General features: G+C 71.6%; 21 protein-coding genes. 5 read left to right on the top strand and 16 right to left on the bottom strand.

What is annotated here, in order from left to right; genetic code table 11:
* Positions 1 to 407 precede the first annotated feature (407 nt).
* Together fahA and ACFZA0_RS37045 are read left to right on the top strand one after the other, a co-directional pair.
* On the top strand, positions 408 to 1,667 hold the full coding sequence (gene fahA / locus ACFZA0_RS37050; protein WP_391025220.1) for a fumarylacetoacetase: 1,260 nt from the start codon (positions 408 to 410) through the stop codon (positions 1,665 to 1,667).
* A gap of 193 nt (positions 1,668 to 1,860) precedes the next feature.
* Positions 1,861 to 2,799, top strand: coding sequence for a M48 family metalloprotease (locus ACFZA0_RS37045; RefSeq protein ID WP_391025218.1), 939 nt, complete (start codon positions 1,861 to 1,863; stop codon positions 2,797 to 2,799).
* Here ACFZA0_RS37045 and ACFZA0_RS37040 read toward each other — a convergent pair.
* Entirely contained in the window at positions 2,765 to 3,616 is an 852-nt protein-coding gene (locus ACFZA0_RS37040) for a helix-turn-helix domain-containing protein (protein ID WP_391025216.1), read from the bottom strand. The genes ACFZA0_RS37045 and ACFZA0_RS37040 overlap by 35 nt on opposite strands.
* Before the next feature lie 86 nt (positions 3,617 to 3,702).
* On the opposite strand from ACFZA0_RS37040, the gene ACFZA0_RS37035 reads away from it, so the two are divergent.
* Positions 3,703 to 4,683 (top strand): LLM class flavin-dependent oxidoreductase, encoded by a 981-nt coding sequence (locus tag ACFZA0_RS37035; protein WP_391025214.1) that lies wholly within the window; start codon positions 3,703 to 3,705, stop codon positions 4,681 to 4,683.
* A 113-nt stretch (positions 4,684 to 4,796) separates the two neighbouring features.
* Here the strand turns inward: ACFZA0_RS37035 and recQ are convergent, their stop codons facing one another.
* The 15 genes from recQ to ACFZA0_RS36960 all read right to left on the bottom strand — a co-directional run bounded on the left by recQ (position 4,797) and on the right by ACFZA0_RS36960 (position 23,684).
* Positions 4,797 to 6,956: a DNA helicase RecQ gene (gene recQ, locus ACFZA0_RS37030; protein WP_391025213.1), complete on the bottom strand. Its 2,160-nt coding sequence runs from the start codon at positions 6,954 to 6,956 to the stop codon at positions 4,797 to 4,799.
* Between the two features lie 331 nt (positions 6,957 to 7,287).
* The gene (nuoN, locus tag ACFZA0_RS37025; protein ID WP_391025211.1) at positions 7,288 to 8,937 is read right to left on the bottom strand and encodes an NADH-quinone oxidoreductase subunit NuoN; all 1,650 of its coding nucleotides are present in this window, start codon (positions 8,935 to 8,937) and stop codon (positions 7,288 to 7,290) included.
* Positions 8,934 to 10,505 carry an NADH-quinone oxidoreductase subunit M gene (locus ACFZA0_RS37020; protein WP_391025210.1) on the bottom strand — a complete coding sequence of 524 codons (1,572 nt, stop codon included), beginning with the start codon at positions 10,503 to 10,505 and terminating at the stop codon, positions 8,934 to 8,936. The genes nuoN and ACFZA0_RS37020 overlap by 4 nt, the downstream gene beginning before the upstream one ends.
* A 5-nt stretch (positions 10,506 to 10,510) precedes the next feature.
* Positions 10,511 to 12,406: an NADH-quinone oxidoreductase subunit L gene (gene nuoL, locus ACFZA0_RS37015; RefSeq protein WP_391025208.1), complete on the bottom strand. Its 1,896-nt coding sequence runs from the start codon at positions 12,404 to 12,406 to the stop codon at positions 10,511 to 10,513.
* A gap of 14 nt (positions 12,407 to 12,420) precedes the next feature.
* Positions 12,421 to 12,720: an NADH-quinone oxidoreductase subunit NuoK gene (nuoK, locus tag ACFZA0_RS37010; protein WP_391025207.1), complete on the bottom strand. Its 300-nt coding sequence runs from the start codon at positions 12,718 to 12,720 to the stop codon at positions 12,421 to 12,423.
* Positions 12,717 to 13,580, bottom strand: coding sequence for an NADH-quinone oxidoreductase subunit J (locus tag ACFZA0_RS37005; protein ID WP_391025205.1), 864 nt, complete (start codon positions 13,578 to 13,580; stop codon positions 12,717 to 12,719). Before ACFZA0_RS37005 ends, nuoK begins: the two co-directional genes overlap by 4 nt.
* Positions 13,577 to 14,227 carry an NADH-quinone oxidoreductase subunit NuoI gene (gene nuoI / locus ACFZA0_RS37000; RefSeq protein WP_391025204.1) on the bottom strand — a complete coding sequence of 217 codons (651 nt, stop codon included), beginning with the start codon at positions 14,225 to 14,227 and terminating at the stop codon, positions 13,577 to 13,579. The genes ACFZA0_RS37005 and nuoI overlap by 4 nt, the downstream gene beginning before the upstream one ends.
* The gene (gene nuoH / locus ACFZA0_RS36995; RefSeq protein WP_391025203.1) at positions 14,220 to 15,587 is read right to left on the bottom strand and encodes an NADH-quinone oxidoreductase subunit NuoH; all 1,368 of its coding nucleotides are present in this window, start codon (positions 15,585 to 15,587) and stop codon (positions 14,220 to 14,222) included. The genes nuoI and nuoH overlap by 8 nt, the downstream gene beginning before the upstream one ends.
* Entirely contained in the window at positions 15,584 to 18,088 is a 2,505-nt protein-coding gene (locus tag ACFZA0_RS36990; RefSeq protein ID WP_391025201.1) for an NADH-quinone oxidoreductase subunit G, read from the bottom strand. Before ACFZA0_RS36990 ends, nuoH begins: the two co-directional genes overlap by 4 nt.
* A complete protein-coding gene (nuoF, locus tag ACFZA0_RS36985) occupies positions 18,085 to 19,458 on the bottom strand; it encodes an NADH-quinone oxidoreductase subunit NuoF (RefSeq protein WP_391025199.1) in 1,374 nt (457 codons plus the stop codon). The genes ACFZA0_RS36990 and nuoF overlap by 4 nt, the downstream gene beginning before the upstream one ends.
* Positions 19,458 to 20,387, bottom strand: a complete 930-nt coding sequence (gene nuoE / locus ACFZA0_RS36980) for an NADH-quinone oxidoreductase subunit NuoE (protein ID WP_391025196.1) — start codon at positions 20,385 to 20,387, stop codon at positions 19,458 to 19,460. The genes nuoF and nuoE overlap by 1 nt, the downstream gene beginning before the upstream one ends.
* Positions 20,384 to 21,700: an NADH-quinone oxidoreductase subunit D gene (locus ACFZA0_RS36975; RefSeq protein ID WP_391025194.1), complete on the bottom strand. Its 1,317-nt coding sequence runs from the start codon at positions 21,698 to 21,700 to the stop codon at positions 20,384 to 20,386. Before ACFZA0_RS36975 ends, nuoE begins: the two co-directional genes overlap by 4 nt.
* A gap of 64 nt (positions 21,701 to 21,764) precedes the next feature.
* On the bottom strand, positions 21,765 to 22,679 hold the full coding sequence (locus tag ACFZA0_RS36970; RefSeq protein ID WP_391025247.1) for an NADH-quinone oxidoreductase subunit C: 915 nt from the start codon (positions 22,677 to 22,679) through the stop codon (positions 21,765 to 21,767).
* A 77-nt stretch (positions 22,680 to 22,756) separates the two neighbouring features.
* Positions 22,757 to 23,311, bottom strand: coding sequence for an NADH-quinone oxidoreductase subunit NuoB (locus ACFZA0_RS36965; RefSeq protein WP_391025193.1), 555 nt, complete (start codon positions 23,309 to 23,311; stop codon positions 22,757 to 22,759).
* Between the two features lie 13 nt (positions 23,312 to 23,324).
* Positions 23,325 to 23,684: an NADH-quinone oxidoreductase subunit A gene (locus tag ACFZA0_RS36960; RefSeq protein WP_007383963.1), complete on the bottom strand. Its 360-nt coding sequence runs from the start codon at positions 23,682 to 23,684 to the stop codon at positions 23,325 to 23,327.
* Between the two features lie 778 nt (positions 23,685 to 24,462).
* Here ACFZA0_RS36960 and ACFZA0_RS36955 point away from each other — a divergent pair.
* Positions 24,463 to 25,302, top strand: coding sequence for an NlpC/P60 family protein (locus tag ACFZA0_RS36955; protein ID WP_391025191.1), 840 nt, complete (start codon positions 24,463 to 24,465; stop codon positions 25,300 to 25,302).
* A gap of 207 nt (positions 25,303 to 25,509) precedes the next feature.
* Entirely contained in the window at positions 25,510 to 26,133 is a 624-nt protein-coding gene (def, locus tag ACFZA0_RS36950; RefSeq protein WP_391025190.1) for a peptide deformylase, read from the top strand.
* The last annotated feature ends 176 nt before the right edge of the window (positions 26,134 to 26,309 follow it).

Raw genomic sequence — 26,309 nt, 5'->3', positions numbered from 1 at the left:
CCGACAACACCTATCCGGACATTGCGAACTCTTTAGACACCAGCCACGAGGGGCACCCGCCCCTAACCTGGGACGCGGCAGGGCCGCGCGCCCCGCGCGAACCGGTCCGCCGGCCCACCGACCCCGCACCACGACCCGCCCGTCCGACGACCCGGCCCCCGGCCGGTGCCCCGCCGACCCGACCGACCGACCGCCCGAACGACCGCCCCGCGGGCGCCCGGCCGCCCCGCACTCCCGGGCACGCCACCGGCGCCCGCCCGGCCCGCACCACCGACCCCGCTCCGGCGCCCGCCCGGAGCACGCACCACGCACCACCACGTCATGAGGTACGGCGTCACCCACGCCGCCGACGATCACCAGCGCACTCCCGAACACCCCGACGAAGAGGAAAGAGAGGCCGCACCGCCATGCCCCCCTTCGACGTCCCCGAGGGCGACCCCTTCGGCCCGCACAACCTTCCGTACGGCGTCTTCAGCCCCGCCGGCTCGACCCGGCGGACCGTCGGCGTCCGCCTCGGCGACCACGTGCTCGACGCGGGCGCCGCCGCCCTGACCCTCGGTTCCCCCTACGCGTCGCTGCTCGCCCGCCCCAGCCTCGGCCCCCTGCTCGCCGCCGGCCGCACCGCCTGGTCGGACGTGCGCCGCGCCCTCACGGCGTGGACGACCGTCCCCTCCCACCAGGAGACCGTCGCCCCGCTGTTCCACCCGCTGTCCTCGGTGACCCTGCACCTCCCCTTCGAGGTCGCCGACTACGTCGACTTCTACGCCTCCGAGCACCACGCCCGTAACGTCGGGCAGATCTTCCGCCCGGACGCCGCCGACTCCCTCACCCCCAACTGGAAGCACCTGCCGATCGGTTACCACGGCCGTGCCGGAACCGTCGTGGTGTCCGGCACCGACGTCGTACGGCCCTCCGGGCAGCGCAAGGCGCCGACCGACCCCGCACCGGTGTTCGGCCCGTCCGTCCGCCTCGACATCGAGGCGGAGGTCGGCTTCGTCGTCGGCACCCCCTCCCGGCAGGGCGAACCGGTGGCCCTGGCCGACTTCCGCGAGCACGTGTTCGGGCTGTGCCTCCTCAACGACTGGTCCGCCCGCGACATCCAGGCCTGGGAGTACGTGCCGCTCGGCCCGTTCCTCGGCAAGTCGTTCGCCACGTCGGTGTCCGCCTGGATCACCCCGCTCGACGCCCTCGACGCGGCCCGTGTCGCCCCGCCGCCCCGCACCCACCCGCTGCTGCCCTACCTCGACGACAGCGCCGGCGCCGTCGGCGGCAGCCCGGACGAACCCGGCGGCTACGACCTGCGGATCTCCGTCGCCGTGAACGGGCACACCGTGTCCACGCCGCCGTTCTCCGCCATGTACTGGACCGCCGCGCAGCAGTTGGCCCACCTGACCGTGAACGGCGCCTCCCTGCGCACCGGCGACCTCTTCGCCTCCGGGACGGTCAGCGGGCCGGCCGAGGACGAGCGCGGCTCCCTGCTGGAGCTGACCTGGAACGGCAGCCGCCCTCTCCAACTCCCGGGCGGCGCGCGGGCGTTCCTGGAGGACGGCGACGTCGTCACCCTCACGGCACGGGCACCCGGCGCGAACGGGACCCTGCTCGGGCTCGGAGAGGTGACCGGGCGCGTGGTGGCGGGGCGGGGGGAGAGCGGGGCGGCGGGGGCGTGACCCCCCGGGGGCCCTCCCCCCTCCCCCTCCCGCCCCGCCCCCGCCGAATTCGCTCCCGGGTTCGGCGTGCCACAGCCACTGACGTGGGCCGCCAACGCCGTCATACTGGCGGCGGACGACAGCCCGCCTCCCGGCCGCGCTGCGCGCCCTCCCCGATCTCCGCCCTCCTCCGATCGATTCCGGAGTCCGTGGCATGACCGTCTGCCTGCTCCTGCTGAGCATGGTCGCCCTGATGGCGGCCGTGCCCGTCCCGCGCGCGCTGACCAGGGCCGAGTGGCCCGACCGGGACCCCGTGGTCGCGCTGTGGACCTGGCAGTGCCTGGTCGTCACCGTTCTGCTGTGCTGCCTGGCCGCCCTGACGCTGGGGGCGGCCGCCGTGTTCCACACCGTGCGCGACCACGTGTTCGCCCCGGCCCCGCCCCGGGTGACCGCCGCGTACGACCTGTCCGCCACGCCCGCCTGGGCCGCCACGCTGACCCTGCTGCTGGCGTGCGGCGCCGCCTGGACCACCGCCATGCTCGGCCGGGAGCTGGTCGAGGCCCGCCGGCGTCGCCGCCACGACCGGGCGCGGCTGCGGGAACGCGCCCCCGACCTGCCCGCCGGACTGCCCTCCGCGCGGGGGCCGTTGCTGGTGCTGGAGGACGAGTACCCGGACGCCTGGTGGCTGCCCGGCCATCCCGCCCGGCTGATCGTCACCACCGGCGCGCTGCACCGGCTGACCGCGCACCAGCTCGACGCGGTCCTCGCCCACGAACGCGGTCACGCCCGCGCCCACCACGACTGGCTGCTGCACCTGTCGACCGCGCTGGCCACCGGCTTCCCGCGCGTCCCGCTGTTCGCCCACTTCTGCGACCAGACCCACCGCCTGGTGGAACTCTCCGCGGACGACACCGCCTCCCGTCGTTACGGCCACCTGACCACGGCGCTGGCCCTGATCGAACTCAACCAGCACCGCGGCGTGCTCTCCTGCGCCTCCAGCCACCGGCTCCTGGGCGAGCGGGTCGACCGGCTCCTCCAGCCGCAGCCGCGCCCCGACCGCAGGCACCGGGCCCTCGCCACGACGGCCGCGGCACTGGTGCCGCTGCTGCCGCTGCTGATCACCTTCGCCCCGGCGCTCGGCGTCCTCGGCTGACCTCCGGGACCGCCCCGCCGCCCGCCTTCACCGACGCGGCCGCCGCGGTCTCCGCGGCTGCCGCCGAGAGCGCCTCGGCCGTCGCCGCGTCGGCCGGCAGGAACGCCTCCAGCTTCAGCTCGGAGAGCGTCACGTCGACCGCGGTGGCGAACGTCGTCACCGTCGTCATCAGGCACAGGTCCCCGAACCGCGACCGCAGCCGGAGCGGGACGGCGAACCCGAGAACCCCGGCCGACGGCCCCGGTTCGGGAACGTACGCGGCGAGTTCGGCGCGCAGGTCCGCCTGGTGCCCGAGCCGGGCCAGGATGTGACGCGCCCACTCGGCGAGGTTGCGGACGCGGGGCGCCAGGCCGTCGGGGTGCAGGGCCAGGCGGTAGACGTTCGAGCCCGGCCCCACCAGCTCGGGCGCCGCGCCCTCGGTGATCAGACCGACCGCCGGGTTCGCGGCGATCAGGGTCCCGGCCCTGTCCACGACCAGCGCCGGGTAGGGCATGTGACCGCGCAGGAGGTGGTCGATCGCCGTGCGCACCGGGGCCAGTTCCGGGCCGTCCAGCGACGACTCCGGGAGGACCGGCGCGTAACCGGCGGACAGCAGAAGCTCGTTGAGATCGCGCGGCGACAGCTCCAGGGACTCGCCGAGCCGTACGACCATGGTCCGGCCGGGGACGGATCTGCCCGACTCGATGAAGCTGAGGTGCCGCTGGGTGGTGCCCGCCCGCAGCGCCAGGTCGAGCTGACTGAGGTGGTGACGGGTGCGGTGCTCGCGCAGCACCCCGGGGAGGCCGGCCACCGGTGTTTCCGCTCGAGAAGAGTCCACCGCCCCGTTGTAGTCGCCCCCGGAGGCAACGGGCCATTCCCTGCCGGGAATTGTCGTCCTTCCCTCCGGGCCCGAGTCTCGTCGGCATGGACATCGGTGTACTGCTTCCGACCGGAACCACCCTGTGGGGCGCGGGCGAGGGCCCGCGTGAACTGCTCGCTCTCGGCCGCCGCGCCGAGCGCTCCGGGTTCTCCTCGCTCTTCGTCAACGACTCCCTGACCGGGCCCCGCGTCGAGGCGCTCACCGCACTCGCCGCGCTCGCCCCGGTGACGGACAACGTCACCCTTGGCACGGCCGCGCTGCTTCCGTTCCTGCGCCGACCGGTCCAGGCCGCGCAGTCACTCGCGTCGCTCGACCTGCTGTCCGGAGGGCGGCTCGTGGTGACCGTCGGCGCGGGTTTCCCCGGCCGCTTCGGCCGCCCCCTCTACGCGTTGTCCCAGGTGCCCTGGGAGCGGCGGTTCGCCCGCCTGGACGAGACCGTCGCGCTGTGGCGGGCCCTGTGGGACGGCGCCCCCTCCTTTCACGGCGAGTTCTTCCACGCCGACGAACTCCCGTCCACGACACGGCCGTTCCGCACCGCGCACCCTCCGGTCTGGCTCGGCGGCGCGACTCCCGCCGCCCTGGAACGGGCCGGCCGGCTGTACGACGGCTGGCTGCCCTACCCGCCCGACCCCGCCGACTACGCCTCCGGTCTCGCCGCCGTCCACGGCGCCGCCGCGGGAGCCGGACGCGACCGCGGGGGCATCACGCCCGCGCTGTTCGTCTCCGTACGGATCGACGACGACGCCGCAGGCGGACGCCGCGTACTGGACGACTACGCCCGCGCCGCGTACGGCTTGCCCCTGACGGAGCTCGAAAAGATCCAGGCGGTGGTGACCGGGACCGCCGCCCACGTGCTCGACCGCCTGCTGGAGTACGCGGCGGCCGGTGCCCGGCACCTCGTCGTGCGCCTCGCGGCGCCGGACCTGCGCTCCCAGAGCGAGCAGCTCGACCGTCTCGCCGCCCTGATCCCGGCCGGCGGGGCCCCGACGGCCACCGGCGCCGCCCCTGCCTCCGGCAGGCAGTGACCCGGGACCAGGGCCCTTCCGTCACCGGCGGGTCGCCCGCCGCCTTCGGGATCCGCCCTCCCGGCGGGCCCTCGGTCCCGTCGCCCGTCAGCCCGCCCGTCCCCCGTCCCCCCTCACATCCAGTCGTCGTCCGGCTCGGGCTCCGGCTCGAACTCGAAGTCGTCCGGCTCCCGTTCGGGCTCACCCGCCAGTTGCTGCGCCCGCTGGTCCGCGGACGTCGCGGCACCCGCACCCGCGGCACGGCCACCGGCCCGCGCACCGGTGCTCGCCGCACCGGCCGGGGCGTCGGCCCCGCTCCCGCTTCCGGTGCCGCCGGGGGCGTCCAGCCCGGCGAGCACCCCGAGCACTCCCTCGCCGTAGTTCACGAGCTTCTTCTCGCCGACCCCGCCGATCGTGCCCAGTTGGGCGACCGAGGTGGGCCAGACCGTGGCGATCTCGCGGAGCGTGGCGTCGTGGAAGATCACGTACGCCGGGACGCCCTGTTCCCTGGCCTGCTCGGCGCGCCACGCGCGCAGTGCCTCGAAGGCGGGGAGCAGCTCCGGCGGCAGTTCGACGGCCGCGGCCTTGGACTTGCGTTCGCCCCGGCCCGCGGAACCGCGCGCGGTGGCCGCCTTCTTGGGTTCCTTGCGCAGCGGCACCTCCCGCTCGCGCCGCAGCACGGTGCCGCTGTCCTCGGTGAGGACGAGGGTGCCGTACTCGCCCTCGACCGCGAGGAGGCCCTGCGCGAGCAACTGCCGTACGACGCCCCGCCATTCGCCCTCGGTCAGCTCCTCGCCGATGCCGAACACGGAGAGCTGGTCGTGGTCGAACTGGATCACCTTCGCCGAGCGCCTGCCCAGCAGGATGTCGATGATCTGCACGGCGCCGAACTTCTGTCCGCGCTCGCGCTGGAGGCGCACCACGGTCGAGAGGACCTTCTGCGCCGCGACGGTGCCGTCCCAGGTCTCGGGCTTGGTGAGGCAGGTGTCGCAGTTGCCGCAGCCCTCCGAGCCGGGTTCCTGGCCGAAGTAGGCGAGGAGCTGCCCCCGGCGGCACTGGGCGGTCTCGCACAGGGCGAGCATCGCGTCCAGGTGGGCGGCGGCACGGCGGCGGAACGCCTCGTCGCCCTCGCCGGACTGGATCATCTTGCGCTGCTGTATGACGTCGTTGAGGCCGTAGGCCATCCAGGCCGTGGAGGGCAGTCCGTCGCGGCCGGCGCGGCCCGTCTCCTGGTAGTAGCCCTCGATGGACTTCGGCAGGTCGAGGTGGGCGACGAAGCGCACGTCGGGCTTGTCGATGCCCATGCCGAACGCGATGGTGGCGACGACGACCAGGCCCTCCTCCCGCAGGAACCGGGACTGGTGCGCGGCGCGGGTGCCGGCGTCCAGGCCCGCGTGGTACGGCACGGCCTCGATGCCGTTGCGGGAGAGGAACTCGGCGGTCTTCTCCACGGAGTTGCGCGACAGGCAGTAGACGATGCCCGCGTCGCCGGGGTGTTCCTCGCTGAGGAAGGCGAGCAGCTGCTTCTTCGGGTCGGCCTTGGGGACGATCCGGTACTGGATGTTGGGCCGGTCGAAGCTCGCCTCGAAGTGGCGGGCCGCCGGCATCCGCAGCCGCTCGGTGATCTCGCGGTGGGTGGCGTGGGTGGCGGTGGCGGTGAGGGCGATGCGCGGGACGTCGGGCCAGCGCTCGCCGAGCACGGACAGGGCGAGGTAGTCGGGGCGGAAGTCGTGGCCCCACTGGGCGACGCAGTGCGCCTCGTCGATGGCGAAGACGGAGATCTTGCCGCGGGAGAGCAGGGCGAGACTGCTGTCCAGGCGCAGCCGCTCGGGCGCGAGGTAGAGGAGGTCGAGCTCTCCGGCGAGGAACTCTGCCTCGACCAGGCGGCGCTCCTCGTAGTCCTGGGTGGAGTTGACGAAGCCCGCCCGGACGCCGAGTGCGCGCAGCGCGTCGACCTGGTCCTGCATGAGGGCGATGAGCGGGGAGACGACGACGCCGGTGCCCGGCCTGACCAGGGCGGGGATCTGGTAGCAGAGGGACTTGCCGCCGCCGGTCGGCATGAGGACGACCGCGTCGCCGCCCGCGACGACGTGCTCGATGACGGCTTCCTGCTCGCCGCGGAACGCGTCGTACCCGAAGACCCGGTTCAGCGTGGCCAGGGCCTCGCTCTCCGCGCCCCGGCCCAGCCCCACGCCCACGTCCCCGCCCGTGCCTGTGCCCGTCTCCCTGTCCGTGCCCGTCTGCGGGCCCCTGTCCGTTTCCGTGTCCGCGTCTGTCGTGCCTGCCTCGGTCATCGCACCTGTCCTGCCCGTCGCGCCCGTCGTCCTGGTCACTCGCGTGGTTCCCGGTCCACCCCGTCCCGACCACTCCGTCAACGATAGGGGCCCGCGCCGACACCCTCCGAGTTATCCACAGGTTGCGGACCGCCACGGCCGGTAATCGGCGGGCAACCGTTTCCCGTGCATACACATGTACGAGCAGGCGCGCTGGGACGACGAAGCGGGAGCCAAGCGCACCCGCCCCGCCCCACGGACGCGCCGCGGACACGCCACGGACGCGCCTCGGCCCGGCACCAGGTTCCGGTGCCGGGCCGAGGCGGCGTGAGGGAGTGACGGGGGGGGACCCCTACCGCACGAACACCCCCGCCGAGTCCGCCAGGCTCAGGAAGTACTGCGGCGCGACGCCCAGCACCAGCGTCACGGCCACGCCCACGCCGATCGCCGTCATGGTCAGCGGCGAGGGCACGGCGACGGTGGGCCCGTCGGGGCGCGGCTCGCTGAAGAACATCAGGACGATCACGCGGATGTAGAAGAACGCCGCGACGGCCGAGGAGATCACACCGACCACGACGAGCGGCGCGGCCCCGCCCTCCGCCGCCGCCTTGAACACGGCGAACTTCCCCGCGAACCCGGAGGTCAGCGGGATACCGGCGAAGGCCAGCAGGAACACCGCGAAGACCGCCGCGACCAGCGGCGACCTGCGGCCGAGCCCGGCCCACTTCGACAGGTGCGTGGCCTCGCCGCCCGCGTCGCGGACCAGGGTGACGACGGCGAAGGCGCCGATCGTCACGAAGGAGTACGCGGCCAGGTAGAAGAGGACGGACGAGATGCCGTCGGGGGTGGTGGCGATGACGCCGGCGAGGATGAAGCCGGCGTGCGCGATCGACGAGTAGGCGAGCAGGCGCTTGATGTCGGTCTGGGTGATCGCGACGATGGCGCCGCCCAGCATGGTGACGATCGCCACGCCCCACATCACCGGCCGCCAGTCCCAGCGCAGGCCGGGCAGCACCACGTACAGCAGGCGCAGCAGCGCGCCGAACGCGGCGACCTTCGTGGCGGAGGCCATGAAGCCGGTGACCGGGGTCGGGGCGCCCTGGTAGACGTCGGGGGTCCACATGTGGAACGGGACGGCGCCGACCTTGAACAGCAGCCCCATGGTGATCATGGCGGTGCCGATGAGGAGCAGCGCGTCGTTGCCCATGGTGTTGGCGAGCGCGGGGTCGACGGTGGTGACGGTGCCGTCGACGACCTGCGAGATCGTCGCGTAGGAGACCGAGCCGGCGTATCCGTACAGCAGGGCGATGCCGAACAGGGTGAACGCGGACGCGAACGCGCCGAGCAGGAAGTACTTGACGGCGGACTCCTGCGACATGAGCCGCTTGCGGCGGGCCAGGGCGCACAGGAGGTAGAGCGGCAGGGAGAAGACCTCCAGTGCCACGAACAGGGTCAGCAGGTCGTTGGCGGCCGGGAAGACCAGCATGCCGGCGACCGCGAACAGCAGCAGCGGGAAGACCTCGGTGGTGGTGAACCCGGCCTTCACCGCGGCCTGTTCGCTCTCGCTGCCCGGTACGGAGGCGGCCTGCGCGGCGAAGGAGTCGACGTGGTTGCCGTGCGCGGCGGGGTCGAGCCGGCGTTCCGCGAAGGTGAACAGGCCGACCAGGCCGGCCAGGACGATGGTGCCCTGGAGGAAGAGGGCCGGGCCGTCGACCGCGACGGCGCCCATGGCGGCGATGTGCGCCTTGGTGGTGCCGTAGCCCCCGGCGGCGAGCGCGACGATCGCCGCGAAGGCGGCGACGAGCGCGACGGCGGAGACGAACAACTGGGTGTGGTAACGGGCCCTGCGCGGGACGAAGGCCTCGACCAGGACGCCGACGAGTGCCGCGCCGAGAATGATCAGGACGGGCGAGAGCTGCCCGTACTCGATCTTCGGCGCGTCGATCTTGGCGATCGGGTCGGCCGCGGTTGTCCACAGGCTGTGGACGGCTGCTGCGCTCACTTGGTCGCCTCCACGTCGGGCTTCGGGTCCTTCTGGTGCACGTCCGACATGGTCTGCTTGACCGCCGGGTTGACGATGTCCGTGACGGGCTTCGGGTAGACGCCCAGGAAGATCAGCAGCACGATCAGCGGTGTCACGACGGCGAGTTCACGCAGCCGCAGGTCCGGCATCCTGGCGACGTCCGGCTTCACCGGGCCGGTCATCGTGCGCTGGTAGAGCACCAGCGTGTAGAGGGCGGCCAGGACGATGCCGACGGTGGCGACGATGCCGATCACCGGGTACCGCGAGAACGTGCCGACGAGCACCAGGAACTCGCTCACGAACGGCGCGAGTCCGGGCAGTGACAGGGTGGCGAGACCGCCGATCAGGAACGTGCCGGCGAGCACCGGCGCGACCTTCTGCACGCCGCCGTAGTCGGCGATGAGCCGGGAGCCGCGCCGGGAGATCAGGAACCCGGCGACCAGCATCAGCGCGGCCGTGGAGATGCCGTGGTTGACCATGTAGAGCGTGGCGCCGGACTGGCCCTGGCTGGTCATCGCGAAGATGCCCAGGATGATGAAGCCGAAGTGCGACACGGACGCGTAGGCCACCAGGCGCTTGATGTCCCGCTGCCCGACCGCCACCAGCGCCCCGTAGACGATGCTGATCACGGCGAGGACCAGGATCACCGGCGTCGCCCACCTGCTGGCCTCCGGGAAGAGCTGGAGGCAGTAGCGCAGCATCGCGAACGTGCCGACCTTGTCGACGACCGCGGTGATGAGGACGGCGACCGGGGCGGTGGCCTCCCCCATCGCGTTGGGCAGCCAGGTGTGCAGCGGCCACAGCGGGGCCTTCACCGCGAAGGCGAAGAAGAACCCGAGGAACAGCCAGCGCTCGGTGCTGGTCGCCATGTGCAGGGAGCCGTTGGCGCGGGCCGCGGCGATCTCCTGGAGGGAGAAGTTGCCGGCGACGACGTACAGGCCGATCACCGCGGCGAGCATGATGAGGCCGCCGACCAGGTTGTAGAGGAGGAACTTCACCGCCGCGTACGACCGTTGGGTCGCGGCGGCCTCCTCGCCGTGCTGGTGCGCGCGGTCGCCGAAGCCGCCGATGAGGAAGTACATCGGGATGAGCATGGCTTCGAAGAAGATGTAGAAGAGGAAGACGTCCGTGGCCTCGAAGGAGATGATCACCATCGCCTCGACCGCCAGGATGAGGGCGAAGAAGCCCTGCGTGGGGCGCCAGCGGCGGCTGCCGGTCTCCAGCGGGTCGGCGTCGTGCCAGCCCGCGAGGATCACGAACGGGATCAGCAGCGCGGTGAGCGCGAGCAGCGCGACCCCGATGCCGTCGACCCCCAGCTCGTACCTGACCCCGAACTCCTTGATCCAGGAGTGGGACTCGGTGAGCTGGTAGCGGTCGCCGTCCGGGTCGAAGCGGACCAGGACGACCACCGCGAGGGCGAGCGTGGCGAGGGAGACGACCAGCGCCAGCCACTTCGCCGCGGTGCGCCGCGCGGCCGGCACGGCGGCCGTCGCGATCGCGCCGACGGCCGGGAGCGCCGCCGTCACTGTCAGATAAGGAAAGGACATCGGTATCAGACCGCCCTCATCAGCAGGGTCGCGGCGACGAGGACCGCCGCGCCGCCGAACATCGAGACCGCGTAGGAACGCGCGAAGCCGTTCTGCAGCCTGCGCAGCCGCCCGGACAGGCCGCCGACGGAGGCCGCGGTGCCGTTGACGACGCCGTCGACCAGGGAGTGGTCGACGTACACCAGGGAGCGCGTGAGGTGTTCGCCGCCGCGGACCAGGACGACGTGGTTGAAGTCGTCCTGGAGCAGGTCGCGCCGGGCGGCCCGGGTGAGCAGCGAGCCGCGCGGGGCGACCGCCGGGACGGGACGGCGCCCGTACTGGGCCCACGCGATCGCGACGCCGACGACCAGGACGACCATGGTGGCGACGGTGACGGTGAGCGCGCTGACGGGCGAGTCGCCCTCGGCGTGCCCGGTGACCGGCTCCAGCCAGTGCAGGAAGCGGTCGCCGATGCTGAAGAAGCCGCCCGCGAACACCGAGCCGAAGGCCAGCACGATCATGGGGATCGTCATGGATTTCGGGGACTCGTGCGGGTGCGGCTCGTGGCCGTCCGCGTCGGGCTGCCAGCGCTTCTCGCCGAAGAACGTCATCAGCATCACGCGCGTCATGTAGAACGCGGTGATCGCGGCGCCCAGCAGGGCCGCGCCGCCGAGGATCCAGCCCTCGGTGCCGCCCTTGGCGAACGCCGCCTCGATGATCTTGTCCTTGGAGAAGAAGCCGGACAGGCCCGGGAAGCCGATGATCGCGAGGTAGCCGAGGCCGAAGGTGATGAAGGTGACCGGCATGTACTTGCGCAGGCCGCCGAACTTCCGCATGTCGACCTCGTCGTTCATGCCGTGCATGACCGAGCCCGCGCCGAGGAACAGCCCGGCCTTGAAGAAGCCGTGCGTCACCAGGTGCATGATCGCGAAGACGTAGCCGATCGGGCCGAGGCCCGCGGCGAGCACCATGTAGCCGATCTGCGACATCGTCGAGCCGGCCAGCGCCTTCTTGATGTCGTCCTTCGCGCAACCGACGATCGCGCCGAACAGCAGCGTGACGGCACCGACGACGGTGACGACGAGCTGCGCGTCCGGGGCGCCGTTGAAGATCGCGCCGGAGCGGACGATCAGGTAGACGCCGGCGGTGACCATGGTCGCGGCGTGGATGAGGGCGGAGACCGGGGTCGGGCCCTCCATCGCGTCGCCGAGCCAGGACTGGAGCGGCACCTGCGCGGACTTGCCGCACGCGGCGAGCAGCAGCATCAGCGCGATCGCGGTGAGCTTGCCCTCGCCGGTGTCGCCCACGGCGTCGAACACGGGCCCGAAGGCGAAGGTGCCGAACGTGGTGAACATCAGCATGATCGCGATGGACAGGCCCACGTCACCGACACGGTTGACGAGGAACGCCTTCTTGGCGGCGGTCGCCGCGCTCGGCTTGTGCTGCCAGAAGCCGATCAGCAGGTAGGAGGCGAGCCCGACGCCCTCCCAGCCGACGTACAGCAGGAGGTAGTTGTCGGCGAGGACCAGCAGGAGCATCGCCGCGAGGAACAGGTTCAGGTAACCGAAGAAACGGCGGCGGCGCTCGTCGTGCTCCATGTAGCCCACGGAGTACAGGTGGATCAGCGAACCGACGCCGGTGATCAGCAGGACGAACGTCACCGAGAGCTGGTCCAGCCGGAACGCGACGTCCGCCTGGAAGCCCTCGACGGGGACCCAGGTGAACAAGTGCTGGAGCAGCGTGCGGTGTTCGGCGTCCTGGCCGAGCAGGTCGGCGAAGAGGACGGCGCCGATGACGAAGGAGGCGGCGGCCAGCGCCGTGCCGATCCAGTGGCCGACGGCGTCGAGCCTGCGTCCGCCGCACAGCAGGACGGCGGCTCCGAGCAGGGGCGCCGCGATCAGCAGCGCGATGAGGTTATCCACGATTCAGCGACCCCTCACAGCTTCATCAGGCTGGCGTCGTCGACCGAGGCCGAGTGGCGGGAACGGAAGAGGGACACGATGATCGCGAGCCCGACCACGACCTCCGCGGCGGCGACGACCATCGTGAAGAACGCGATGATCTGGCCGTCGAGGTTGCCGTGCATGCGCGAGAAGGTGACGAACGCGAGGTTGCAGGCGTTCAGCATGAGCTCGATGCACATGAAGACGACGATCGCGTTGCGCCTGATCAGTACGCCGGTGGCGCCGATCGTGAACAACAGGGATGCGAGATAGAGGTAGTTGACCGGATTCACTTCGACGCCTCCTCGGTCCGCCGGCGGTCCGTCCGCTCGTCGTCGGGGCGCTCCAGGCGCTCCGCCGAGCGCTGCTCCAGCGCCCGCAGGTCGCTGACGGCCTCGGCCGACACGTCCCGGATCTGGCCGCGGCGGCGCAGCGTCTTGTTGACGGTGAGTTCGGACGGGGTGCCGTCGGGCAGCAGGCCGGCGACGTCGACCGCGTTGTGCCGGGCGTACACGCCGGGGGCGGGCAGCGGCGGCAGGTGGACGCCGTCGCGGACGCGCTTCTCGGACATCTCCCGCTGTGTCGGGGGCCGTTCGGTGCGCTCGCGGTGGGTGAGGACCATCGCGCCGACCGCCGCGGTGATCAGCAGCGCGCCGGTGATCTCGAAGGCGAAGACGTACTTGGTGAAGATGAGGGCGGCCAGGCCCTCGACGTTTCCGCCCGCGTTGGCCCTGCCGACGCCGTCGAAGTCCTTCAGGGAGGCGTTGGCGACGCCCGCGAACAGCAGGATGCCGAAGCCGAGTCCGCACAGCAGGGCCAGCCAGCGCTGGCCCTGGATGGTCTCCTTCAGGGAGTCGGCGGCGGTCACGCCGACGAGCATCACCACGAAGAGGAACAGCATCATGATCGCGCCGGTGTAGACGACGATCTGGACGACGCCGAGGAAGTAGGCACCGTTGGCGAGGTAGAACACCGCAAGGACGATCATGGTCCCGGCGAGACACAGCGCGCTGTGCACGGACTTGCGCATCAGCACCGTGCACAGGGCGCCGATCACGGCGACCGTGCCGAGGATCCAGAACTGGAAGGCCTCGCCGGTGGACGTGGAGTAGGCGGCCAACGTCTGCGCCTGGGCGGCGAGTTGGGCGGTCATCGGCCGACCGCCTTCCCCGACGCCGGTTCGTCCGCGCCGAAGGTGGAGGCGGCCTCCTGGGCCACCTCGCCCTTGGACAGGGCCACTTGGCGCTCGGTGCCGGGGGCGGCCTCGGTGACCAGGCCCCGGTAGTAGTCCTGCTCGTCGGTGCCCGGGAAGATGGAGTGCGGGCTGTCGACCATGCCCTCCTCCAGGCCGGCCAGCAGCTGTTCCTTGGTGTAGATGAGGTTGGCGCGGCTGGAGTCGGCCAGTTCGAACTCGTTGGTCATCGTCAGCGCGCGCGTGGGGCACGCCTCGATGCACAGCCCGCACAGGATGCAGCGGGCGTAGTTGATCTGGTAGACGCGGCCGTACCGCTCGCCCGGCGAGTAGCGCTCCTCGTCGGTGTTGTCGGCGCCCTCCACGTAGATGGCGTCGGCGGGGCAGGCCCAGGCGCACAGCTCGCAGCCGACGCACTTCTCCAGGCCGTCCGGATGGCGGTTGAGCTGGTGCCGTCCGTGGAATCGCGGAGCGGTGGTCTTCTCCTGCTCCGGGTACTGCTCGGTGAGCCGCTTCTTGAACATGGCCTTGAAGGTCACGCCGAAGCCGGCCACGGGGTTCTGGAAGCCGGGCTTCGTCTGCCCGGTCTCCGTCGGCTCCTCAGCCATCGGACGCCTCCTTTCCATCCAGGGATCCGGCACCGGCGCTGTCCGGGCCACCACTGACGATCAGCTCCCGCTCGCGGCGCGAGGGGCGCCGCGGTACCGGCGGCAGTTCCTGTCCGGGCAGCGGCGGTACGGGGTAGCCGCCGGCCATCGGGTCGAAGCCGGCCGGCTGTTCGGTGGGGGTGGCGTCCTTCGCCTTCGACCGCTCGTGGAAGACGTCGATCACGAAGGAGATCACCAGGAGCGTCAGGACGCCGCCGCCGACGTACAGCAGGATGTCGCTGAAGCCGTAGTTCTCGTTGCGCAGGACCCGCACGGTCGCGACGAGCATCAGCCACACCACGGAGGCGGGGATGAGGACCTTCCAGCCGAGCTTCATGAGCTGGTCGTAGCGCACGCGCGGGAGGGTGCCGCGCAGCCAGATGAAGAAGAACAGCAGCAGCTGCACCTTCACGACGAACCAGAGGATCGGCCACCAGCCGTGGTTGGCGCCCTCCCAGAAGGTGCTGATCGGCCAGGGTGCCCGCCAGCCGCCCAGGAAGAGGGTGGTCGCGACGGCCGAGACGGTGACCATGTTGACGTACTCGGCGAGCATGAACATCGCGAACTTGATCGACGAGTACTCGGTGTTGAAGCCGCCCACGAGGTCGCCCTCGGACTCCGGCATGTCGAACGGGGCGCGGTTCGTCTCGCCGATCATCGTCACGATGTAGATGACGAAGGAGACCGGCAGCAGCACGATGTACCAGCGGTCGTGCTGCTGCTCGACGATCGCGGACGTCGACATGGAGCCCGAGTACAGGAACACCGACGCGAACGCGGCGCCCATGGCGATCTCGTACGAGATCATCTGCGCGCAGGACCGCAGGCCGCCGAGCAGCGGATACGTGGAGCCGGAGCTCCAGCCGGCGAGCACGATGCCGTAGATGCCCACGGAGGCGACCGCGAGGATGTAGAGCATCGCGATCGGCAGGTCGGTGAGCTGCATCGTGGTGCGGTGGCCGAAGATCGAGATCTCGTTGCCGGCCGGGCCGAACGGGATCACGGCGAACGCCATGAAGGCGGGGATCGCCGCGACCACGGGCGCGATGACGTAGACCACCTTGTCGGCGCGCTTGACGATCAGGTCTTCCTTGAGCATCAGCTTCACGCCGTCGGCGAGCGACTGGAGCATGCCCCAGGGGCCGTGCCGGTTGGGGCCGATGCGCAGCTGCATCCAGGCGACGACCTTGCGTTCCCAGACGATGGAGAACAGCACGGTCACCATCAGGAAGGCGAAGCAGAAGACCGCCTTGACGACGACCAGCCACCACGGGTCGCGGCCGAACATCGAGAGGTCCTCAGCGGCCAGGAACGGGCTCATGCCTCCACCTCCTTCGGGGCCTCGGCGGCGGACGCCGCGGGGCCGATGCGGACGAGGGCGCCGGGCAGGGCGCCGGTGTCCGACGCGACGCCGGAACCGGTGGAGTTCAGCGGGAGCCAGACCACCCGGTCGGGCATCTCGGTGATCTCCAGCGGCAGTTCGACCGCGCCCGCGGGCCCCGTCACCGTCAGGACGGAGCCCTCGGTGACGCCCGCCTCGGCCGCCGTGGCGGCCGACACGCGCGCGCGGGCGGCGTGCCGGGTGCCGGCGAGCGCCTCGTCGCCCTGCTGCAGGACGCCCTGGTCGAGCAGCAGGCGGTGTCCGGCGAGGACGGCCTCTCCGGCGGCCGGCCGGGGCAGCGCGCCCGCGCTCTCCGACGGCTCGCCCGCGCGTGCGCCGTCCCAGGCGCCGAGGCGGTCGATCTCGGCGCGCGCGGTGCGCAGGTCGGGCAGTCCCAGGTGGACGTCCATGGCGTCGGCGATCATCTGCAGTACGCGGCCGTCCGTGGGTGCCAGGCGCCGGGTCATCTGCTCGGGCTTGAGCGCCGCGTCGAAGAAGCGGACCCTGCCCTCCCAGTTGAGGAAGGCGCCGCCCTTCTCGGCGACGGCGGCGACCGGCAGCACGACGTCCGCGTGCTCGGTGACCTCGCTCGGCCGCAGCTCCAGCGAGACCAGGAAGCCCGCCCCGGCCAGCGCGGCACGCGCGCGTGCCGGGTCCGGCAGGTCGGCGACCTCGACGCCCGCGACCAGCAGGGCGCTGAGCTCGCCGGTGGCGGCGGCCTCGACGATCTGGCCGGTGTCACGGCCGTAGCGGTGCGGGAGTCCGGCGACGCCCCAGGCGGCGGCGACCTCCTCGCGCGCGTGCGGGTCGGTCGCGGGACGCCCTCCCGGCAGCAGGGACGGCAGCGCGCCCGCCTCGATCGCGCCGCGCTCACCGGCCCGGCGCGGGATCCACACGAGCCGGGCGCCGGTGGCGGTGGCGGCGCGGGCGGCGGCGGTGAGCCCGCCGGCCACGGCGGCCAGCCGCTCGCCGACGACGATCACCGCGCCCGGGGTGCGCAGCGCCTCGGCCGCCGTGGTGCCGGCGTCCTCCAGGTCGTGGCCGCCGGCCAGCGCGTCGAGCCACTCGGTCTCGGTGCCGGGGGCGGCCGGCAGCAGCGTGCCGCCGGCCTTCACCAGGCCGCGCGTGGCGTGCGTGGCGAGCGAGAAGACCTGCTGGCCGTGCTTGCGCCACGCCTTGCGCAGCCGCAGGAAGACGCCGGGCGCCTCCTCCTCGGACTCGAACCCGACGAGCAGGACCGCGGGCGCCTTCTCCAGCGAGGTGTACGTGACACCCGTGCCGTCGAGGTCCCGGCCGCGCCCGGCGACGCGGGCGGCCAGGAAGTCGGCCTCCTCGCCGCTGTGCACGCGCGCGCGGAAGTCGATGTCGTTGGTGTCGAGCGCCACGCGCGCGAACTTGCTGTACGCGTACGCGTCCTCGACGGTGAGCCGGCCGCCGGTCAGGACGCCCGTGCGGCCGCGCGCGGCGAGCAGACCGGCCGCGGCGGCCTCCAGCGCCTGCGGCCAGGAGGCGACTTCGAGCTCGCCCTCGGCGTTGCGCACCAGGGGCGTCTGGAGCCGGTCCCGCTGCTGCTGGTACCGGAAGGCGAACCGCCCCTTGTCGCAGACCCAGTCCTCGTTGACCTCCGGGTCGTTCTCCGCCAGCCGCCGCATGACCTTGCCGCGGCGGTGGTCGGTGCGGGTGGCGCAGCCGCCCGCGCAGTGCTCGCACACCGACGGCGAGGACACCAGGTCGAAGGGGCGCGAACGGAAGCGGTAGGCGGCCGAGGTGAGCGCGCCGACCGGGCAGATCTGGATGGTGTTGCCGGAGAAGTACGACTCGAAGGGGTCGCCCTCGCCGGTGCCGACCTGCTGGAGGGCGCCCCGCTCGATCAGTTCGATCATGGGGTCGCCGGCGACCTGGTTGGAGAAGCGGGTGCAGCGCGCGCACAGCACGCACCGCTCCCGGTCGAGCAGCACCTGCGTGGAGATCGGCAGGGGCTTCTCGTAGGTGCGTTTGCGGCCCTGGAAACGGGACTCGGCGTTGCCGTGCGACATCGCCTGGTTCTGCAGCGGGCACTCGCCGCCCTTGTCGCAGACGGGGCAGTCCAGCGGGTGGTTGATGAGCAGCAGCTCCATCACACCGTGCTGGGCCTTCTCGGCGACGGGCGAGGTCAGGTGCGTCTTGACGACCATGCCGTCGGTGCAGGTGATCGTGCACGACGCCATCGGCTTGCGCTGGCCCTCGACCTCGACGATGCACTGCCGGCAGGCGCCGGCCGGGTCGAGGAGCGGGTGGTCGCAGAAGCGCGGGATCTCGATGCCGAGCTGCTCCGCGGCGCGGATGACCAGGGTTCCCTTGGGGACGCTGGTCTCGATGCCGTCGATCGTCACGGTCACGAGATCTTCCGGCGGGACCGCCGCTTCGCCCCCTCCGGAGGGAGCGCTGGTGGTCACAGTCATGCGTTCACCTCCGTACGGTCGGCCCAGGCGGTGGACCTGGCGGGGTCGAAGGGGCAGCCCCGGCCCGTGATGTGCTCCTCGTACTCGTCGCGGAAGTGCTTGAGCGAGGAGAAGATCGGTGAGGCGGCGCCGTCACCGAGGGCGCAGAAGGACTTGCCGTTGATGTTGTCGGCGATGTCGGCGAGCTTGTCGAGGTCGCTCATGGCGCCCTTGCCGGCCTCGATGTCGCGCAGCAACTGCACGAGCCAGTACGTCCCTTCGCGGCACGGCGTGCACTTGCCGCAGGACTCGTGGGCGTAGAACTCGGTCCAGCGGGTCACCGCGCGGACCACGCAGGTCGTCTCGTCGAAGCACTGGAGCGCCTTCGTGCCGAGCATGGAACCCGCGGCGCCCACTCCCTCGTAGTCGAGGGGGACGTCGAGGTGCTCGTCGGTGAACATCGGGGTCGACGAGCCGCCCGGCGTCCAGAACTTGAGCCGGTGGCCCGCCCGCATGCCGCCGCTCATGTCGAGGAGCTGGCGCAGGGTGATGCCGAGCGGCGCCTCGTACTGGCCGGGGCGGGCGACGTGCCCGCTGAGGGAGTAGAGCGTGAAGCCGGGGGACTTCTCGCTCCCCATCGACCGGAACCAGTCCTTGCCCCGGTTCAGGATCGCGGGAACGGAGGCGATGGACTCGACGTTGTTCACCACGGTGGGGCACGCGTAGAGGCCCTCGACGGCGGGGAAGGGGGGACGCAGTCGCGGCTGGCCGCGGCGGCCTTCGAGCGAGTCGAGCAGCGCGGTCTCCTCACCGCAGATGTACGCGCCGGCGCCCGCGTGCACGGTGAGTTCGAGGTCGACACCGCTGCCGAGGATGTCCTTGCCGAGGTAGCCGGCTTCGTACGCCTCGCGCACGGCCTCGTGCAACCGCCGCAGTACGGGGACGACTTCGCCCCGGAGATAGATGAACGCGTGCGACGACCTGATGGCGTAGCACGCGATGACGATGCCCTCGACGAGGCTGTGCGGGTTCGCGAAGAGGAGCGGGATGTCCTTGCAGGTCCCGGGTTCCGACTCGTCGGCGTTGACGACGAGGTAGTGCGGCTTCCCGTCCCCCTGGGGGATGAACTGCCACTTCATCCCGGTGGGGAAGCCCGCGCCGCCGCGGCCGCGCAGTCCGGACTCCTTGACGTAGGCGATCAGGTCGTCCGGCGCCATCGCGAGCGCCTTGCGCAGGCCCTCGTAGCCGTCGTGCCGCCGGTAGGTGTCCAGCGTCCAGGACTTCTCCTCGTCCCAGAAGGCCGACAGGACGGGCGCCAGCAGTTTCTCGGGGCCGTCCGTCCCGCCCGCACGGGGCTGGGAGGTGCCCCCGTATTGAGTGGACAAGGTCATCACTCCCCCTCCTCGGCGGTGGGCCCGGCCGGGTGGGCCGGGTCGGAGGCCGACGTGTCCTGCGGCGCGTCGTGGGAGCTGCGGTGCTCGGCCGCCGTCTCGCTCCCGGTGCCCGTGTTCTGGCGCGTACCGGTACCGGGCGCGTGCCCGGAGTCGGGGGTGCGGCCGTCGCGGTCCTGCGCCTCGTCGTGCGGTCCGCCGTCCCGCGGGTGCACGACCCGGGCGGGGGCGGTCTCGCCCTTGGCCAGGCGCAGCCCCTCCAGGGAGGCGTGGCCCGCGCCGCCGCCGGCCTCGACGGCGCCCTCGCGCTCGTCGGGGAAGCCGGCCAGGATGCGGGCCGTCTCCTTGAAGGTGCACAGCGGCGCCCCGCGCGTGGGGCTGACGGTGCGGCCGTCGCGCAGGTCGTCGACGAGGCGGCGGGCGGTGGCCGGGGTCTGGTTGTCGAAGAACTCCCAGTTGACCATCACCACCGGCGCGAAGTCGCAGGCCGCGTTGCACTCGATGTGCTCCAGGGTGACCTTGCCGTCGTCAGTGGTCTCCCCGTTGCCGACGCCCAGGTGCTCCTGGAGCGACTCGAAGATCGCGTCGCCGCCCATCACCGCGCACAGCGTGTTGGTGCACACGCCGACCTGGTAGTCGCCGCTGGGCCGGCGCCGGTACATGGAGTAGAAGGTGGCGACGGCGGTGACCTCGGCCGTGGTGAGGCCGAGCACCTCCGCGCAGAACCGCATGCCGGTGCGGGTGACGTGCCCCTCCTCCGCCTGCATGAGGTGCAGCAGGGGCAGCAGGGCGGACCGGGAGTCCGGGTAGCGGGCGACGATGGCGCGCGCGTCCTGTTCCAGCCGGGTCCGGACGTCGTCCGGGAAGCCGGGGGCGGGCAGTTCGGGCATGCCCAGGCTGACGCCCCGCTCCGAAGAACTGGTGGTCACCGGTCGACGCCTCCCATCACGGGGTCGATGGAGGCCACGGCGACGATCACGTCGGCGACCTGGCCGCCCTCGCACATCGCCGCCATGGCCTGAAGGTTGGTGAAGGACGGGTCGCGGAAGTGGACCCGGTAGGGGCGGGTGCCTCCGTCGGAGACGGCGTGCACCCCGAGTTCGCCCTTGGGCGACTCGACCGCCGCGTACGTCTGTCCGGGCGGGACGCGGAAGCCCTCGGTCACCAGCTTGAAGTGGTGGATCAGGGCCTCCATGGAGGTGCCCATGATCTTCTTGATGTGGTCGAGGGAGTTGCCCAACCCGTCCGGCCCCAGGGCCAGTTGGGCGGGCCAGGCGATCTTCTTGTCGGCGACCATGACCGGGCCGGGCTGGAGCCGGTCCAAGCACTGCTCGACGATGCGCAGCGACTGGCGCATCTCCTCCAGGCGGATCAGGAAGCGGCCGTAGGCGTCGCAGGTGTCGGCGGTCGGGACGTCGAAGTCGTACGTCTCGTAGCCGCAGTAGGGCTGCGACTTGCGCAGGTCGTGCGGCAGGCCGGTGGAGCGCAGGATCGGGCCGGTGGCGCCCAGCGCCATGCAGCCGGCCAGGTCGAGGTAGCCGACGTCCTGCATGCGGGCCTTGAAGATGGGGTTCCCGGTGGCGAGCTTGTCGTACTCGGGGAGGTTCTTCTTCATCTTCTTGACGAACTCGCGGATGTGGTCGACCGCGCCGGGCGGCAGGTCCTGGGCGAGTCCGCCGGGGCGGATGTACGCGTGGTTCATCCGCAGGCCGGTGATGAGTTCGTAGATGTCGAGAATCAGTTCACGATCGCGGAACCCGTAGATCATGATCGTGGTCGCGCCGAGCTCCATGCCGCCGGTGGCGATGCACACCAGGTGCGACGACATCCGGTTCAGCTCCATCAGGAGCACGCGGATGATCTCGGTGCGTTCGGTGATCTGGTCCTCGATGCCGAGGAGCTTCTCGACGGCGAGACAGTAGGCGGTCTCGTTGAAGAAGGACGTCAGGTAGTCCATGCGCGTGACGAAGGTGGTGCCCTGCGTCCACGTGCGGTACTCGAGGTTCTTCTCGATGCCGGTGTGCAGGTAGCCGATGCCGCAGCGGGCCTCGGTCACCGTCTCGCCGTCGATCTCCAGGATGAGCCGGAGCACTCCGTGGGTGGACGGGTGCTGGGGGCCCATGTTGACGACGATGCGCTCGTCGTCGGCACGGGCCGCGGACTGGACGACCTCGTCCCAGTCGCCGCCGGTGACCGTGTAGACGGTGCCCTCGGTGGTCTCGCGAGGGGATGCCGTGGTCATTGCTGCCTCCCGAAGGGAGTGGGTGCGGAGGGGGTGCCGGGCGGGAGAGCTGCGCGGGAGGCGGTCACGTGTACGACCTCCGCTGGTCGGGGGCGGGGATCTGGGCGCCCTTGTACTCGACGGGGATGCCGCCGAGGGGGTAGTCCTTGCGCTGCGGGTGGCCCGGCCAGTCGTCCGGCATCATGATCCGCGTCAGCGCGGGATGCCCGTCGAAGACGATGCCGAAGAAGTCGTACGCCTCGCGCTCGTGCCAGTCGTTCGTCGGATAGACGGAGACCAGGGACGGGACGTGCGGGTCGCTGTCGGGGGCGCTGACCTCGACGCGCACCAGCCTGTTGTGCGTGATGGAGCGCAGGTGGTGCACGGCGTGCAGCTCGCGGCCCTTGTCGTTCGGGTAGTGCACGCCGCTGACGCCGGTGCACAGTTCGAACCGCAGGGCGGGGTCGTCGCGCAGGGTGCGGGCGACGCGGACGAGGTGCTCGCGCTCGACGTGGAAGGTGAGTTCCCCGCGGTCGACGACCGTCTTCTCGATGGCGTTGTCCGGCAGCAGCCCCTGTTCCTCCAGGGCGCCCTCCAGCTCGTCGGCGACCTCGTCGAACCAGCCGCCGTAGGGGCGGACGGCCGGGCCGGGCAGCCGGACCGAGCGGACCAGGCCGCCGTAGCCGGAGGTGTCGCCGCCGTTCGCGGCACCGAACATGCCGCGCTGGACGCGGATCTCCTCGCCGCCCCGGCCGCGCTGGCCGGGCAGGTTGTCGGTGGCGAGGTCCTTCTCCGGGTTCACCCCGCCCTCGGGCCCCGCCTCGCCCTCGGCGGGCTTGGCGTCACCGGCGGGCTTGGCGTCACCGGCGGGCTTGGCGTCACCGGCGGGCTTGGCGTCACCGGTCGGCTTCGCAGCCTCGGCCGGCCTGGCGTCACCGGCCGGCTTCGCAGCCTCGGCCGGCCTGGCGTCACCGGCCGGCTTGGCGTCACCGGCCGGCATCGCGCCCTCGGCCGCCTTCGCGTCACCGGCGCCCGCGGCGCCCTCCGGCCGCTTCCCGTCCTCGGCGTTCGCGTCGCTCATCGCAGCAGCCCCTTCATCTCGATCGTGGGGAGCGCCTTGAGCGCCGCCTCCTCCGCCTCGCGGGCCGCCTCACGGGCGTTGACGCCGAGCTTGGTGTTCTGGATCTTCTGGTGGAGCTTGAGGATCGCGTCCATCAGCATCTCGGGCCGCGGCGGGCAGCCGGGCAGGTAGATGTCCACCGGCACGACGTGGTCGACGCCCTGCACGATCGCGTAGTTGTTGAACATGCCGCCCGACGAGGCGCAAACCCCCATGGAGATGACCCACTTGGGGTTCGGCATCTGGTCGTAGACCTGCCGCAGGACGGGCGCCATCTTCTGGCTGACGCGGCCGGCGACGATCATCAGGTCGGCCTGGCGGGGCGAACCGCGGAACACCTCCATGCCGAAGCGCGCCAGGTCGTACCGGCCCGCGCCCGTGGTCATCATCTCGATGGCGCAGCAGGCGAGTCCGAACGTGGCGGGGAAGACGGACGACTTGCGCACCCACCCCGCGGCCTGCTCGACGGTGGTCAGCAGGAATCCGCTCGGCAGCTTTTCTTCGAGTCCCATGTCCTATGGCCCCTCAGTCCCATTCCAGGCCGCCGCGCCGCCATACGTACGCGTACGCGACGAAGACGGTGAGCACGAAGAGCAGCATCTCCACGAGCCCGAAAACACCCAGGGCGTCGAAGGTGACGGCCCACGGGTAGAGGAAGACGATCTCGATGTCGAAGACGATGAAGAGCATCGCCGTCAGGTAGTACTTGATGGGGAAGCGCCCGCCGCCGGCCGGCGTGGGGGTCGGCTCGATGCCGCACTCGTAGGCTTCGAGCTTCGCGCGGTTGTACCGCTTCGGACCGATCAGCGTGGCCATGACCACGGAGAAGATCGCAAAGCCTGCCCCGAGGGCTCCCAGTACGAGGATCGGCGCATACGCGTTCACGCTCCTCGCTCCTCTCAGTCGGCACTGACTGCTGGCGGTAGCCGGGCTTCGGCGCGGGTGCCGCACCCGTCCCGCGGCCCCCGCCCGTCCGGACGAAGATCGCGAACATGTGAAGCAGGTCACAAGCCCAACTGCGCTGCATCCTATGCCTGTGTATCTGTGATCTGCGACACGGGGTATTCCACAACCTTTGTGATCTCCACCACCTGACGAAGGATCATGAAGTCGGATGAGCGGCGATCTTCGTACGCGAAGCAGTCGAGCGATCACCAGCCGTGATATTTCCGCCTGTTGTCGCAAGTCAGAGGGGCATCTCCATATCAAGAGAGTTCTCGTGCATGCAAATTGGCAGGGCACAGGATGATCTGATAACGCGCCGCATCACACGTCGGAGCGAGCCGGGCGGCGCGATGTGGACGGCCGGAGACGTCGGGCGGAACGCCGAGTACGTGCACGCGTTCACGAGGTCCTCACGTCCCGCGGGGGCCGCGCGCGGGGGACGCGGCCGGCCCGGTGACCGTTCCGTGACCTCGGACACATCGATGAGAACCGGCTGAGAACCGGGCTTGGCCACCGGTGTCAACGGATGGTAAGCGAGGGGCAATTCGGGCGTACCGACGAAAACCCATGATCACAGGCTTGATCATCGTTGTCCGCAATGTCCGTTACGGCGTCAATAAGGAGTGACACGCGTGGTGTTCGGGGGCCCGATTGAACAACTGTGGCGCACCACACGTTCCTTGTAGGTATGGAGAAGGGCCTGATACCGCTTGTACCCATGTCCCACACCGCTCACATACGCAGCCACCGGAAACCCCGCCGCAGCGCGTCGAAGATCGCGATGCGGGCCGGAGTTGCCGGCGGCGTTCTCAGCACCTTGGCCGTGGCCGGAGCCTCGACCTCGGCCAGCGCCGCAGAACCTGTTACGCAGACGCTCGAACTGCCCACCCTGACAGCCGACCTGGCGAGCCAGGCCGCCCAGGCCGCGGACGCCACCCAGCAGACCGCGGCCAACTACGAACTGCAGGCCGAGCGCGACTCCGCCGCCGCGACCGCCGCCAAGCAGGCCAAGACCGACCTGGCGCACGCCAAGGCGAAGGCGGAGGCCAAGAAGAAGGCCGAGCAGGCCGCCGCCCGCAAGGCCGCCGCCGAGCGCGCCTCGCGCACCGCCGAGCGCACCACGCTCGCCACCACGGCGAGCAGCAGCACCGGCACCGGCACCAGCACGAGCTCCAGCAGCTCCACCAGCTCGTCCACGGCCACCGGTTCGGCCGCGGCCGTCGTCTCCTTCGTGAAGGCGCAGCTCGGGGACGCGTACGTCTCCGGCGGCACCGGTCCCAGCTCGTGGGACTGCTCGGGCCTGGTGCAGGCCGCCTTCAAGCAGGTCGGCGTGAGCCTGCCCCGCGTCTCGCAGGACCAGTCCACCGCCGGCACGCAGGTGTCGCTGGACAACCTCCAGGCGGGCGACATCCTTTACTGGGGCAGCGCGGGCAGCGCGTACCACGTGGCGGTGTACGTCGGTGACGGCATGTTCGTCGGCGCGCAGAACCCGTCGAGCGGTGTGGTCGAGAAGCCCCTCTCGTACGACCCGCCCACCGGCGCGGTGCGGGTGCTCTGACGGCACCCCTCCCCCACCCGTCGTCCGCAGGGCCGCAACCGCTCGGGGGTTGCGGCCCTTCGGCACGCCCGCACCGCGCCGTACGTCCCCCGCCACGCCCCTCGCAGGCGCCGGGCCGCTCCTGAAAGGCTGCCGTCCGGGCCGCCGTTCGGCGGTCCGGAGACGAGGGGCGCCGCGAGGGCGCTCCCGCAGCGAGGGAGACACCGCATGCCGAGTGTGTTCGTGCAGGGCAGGCCCGTGGACGCGTATCCGCGGCACGCGCCCGAGGCCGGGAACGGCACCGTGCGACGCGTCACCGAGGTCGGCGAGGAGGTGCTGCACAAGAGCTCCCGCGAGTGCACGGAGTTCGGGCCCGACCTGGCCGCGCTGATCGACGACATGTTCGTGACCATGTACGTGGCCGAGGGCGCCGGGCTGGCGGCGAACCAAGTGGGCGTCGATCTGGCCCTGTTCGTGTACGACTGCCCCGACGACGACGGTGTCCGGCATGTCGGACACATCGTCAACCCGGTCCTGGACGAACAGGGTCCGGCCGGCCGGGTGCTGCTGGACGAGACCGAGGGGTGCCTGTCGGTCCCGGGCGCCGCGATGCGGGTGCCGCGACCGGATCGCGCGGTGGTGCGCGGGTTCGACAAGGACGGCGCCCCGCTGGTGATCGAGGGCACCGGGTACTTCGCGCGCTGCCTGGCGCACGAGACGGACCACGTCGACGGGCGGGTCTACCTGGACCGGCTCTCCGGGCGGGAACGGCGCCGGGCGCTGCGGCAGGTGGAGGACAACCGCGAGGAGGTCCTCGCCCGACGGGCGGCCCGCCAGGCGCAGTTGACCTGAAACGCGCCAATCATGCCCGTTTCGGCCTGAATCGGCCCGGCGGGGGCGGGGCCGGGGCGGGGCCCCCCCCCCCCGGCCCCCCGGGGCCCCCCCCCCGGCCCCCCCCGGGGGGGGCCGTGGTTTGGCCCGCCCCCGCCGCCCCCCCCCGCGGGTAGGGGGGGTTTGCCCCGGCCGTA

It is taken from the genome of Streptomyces sp. NPDC008150 (assembly GCF_042956945.1).
GTDB lineage: Bacteria > Actinomycetota > Actinomycetes > Streptomycetales > Streptomycetaceae > Streptomyces.
This window is presented reverse-complemented; position numbering and strand designations above follow the sequence as displayed.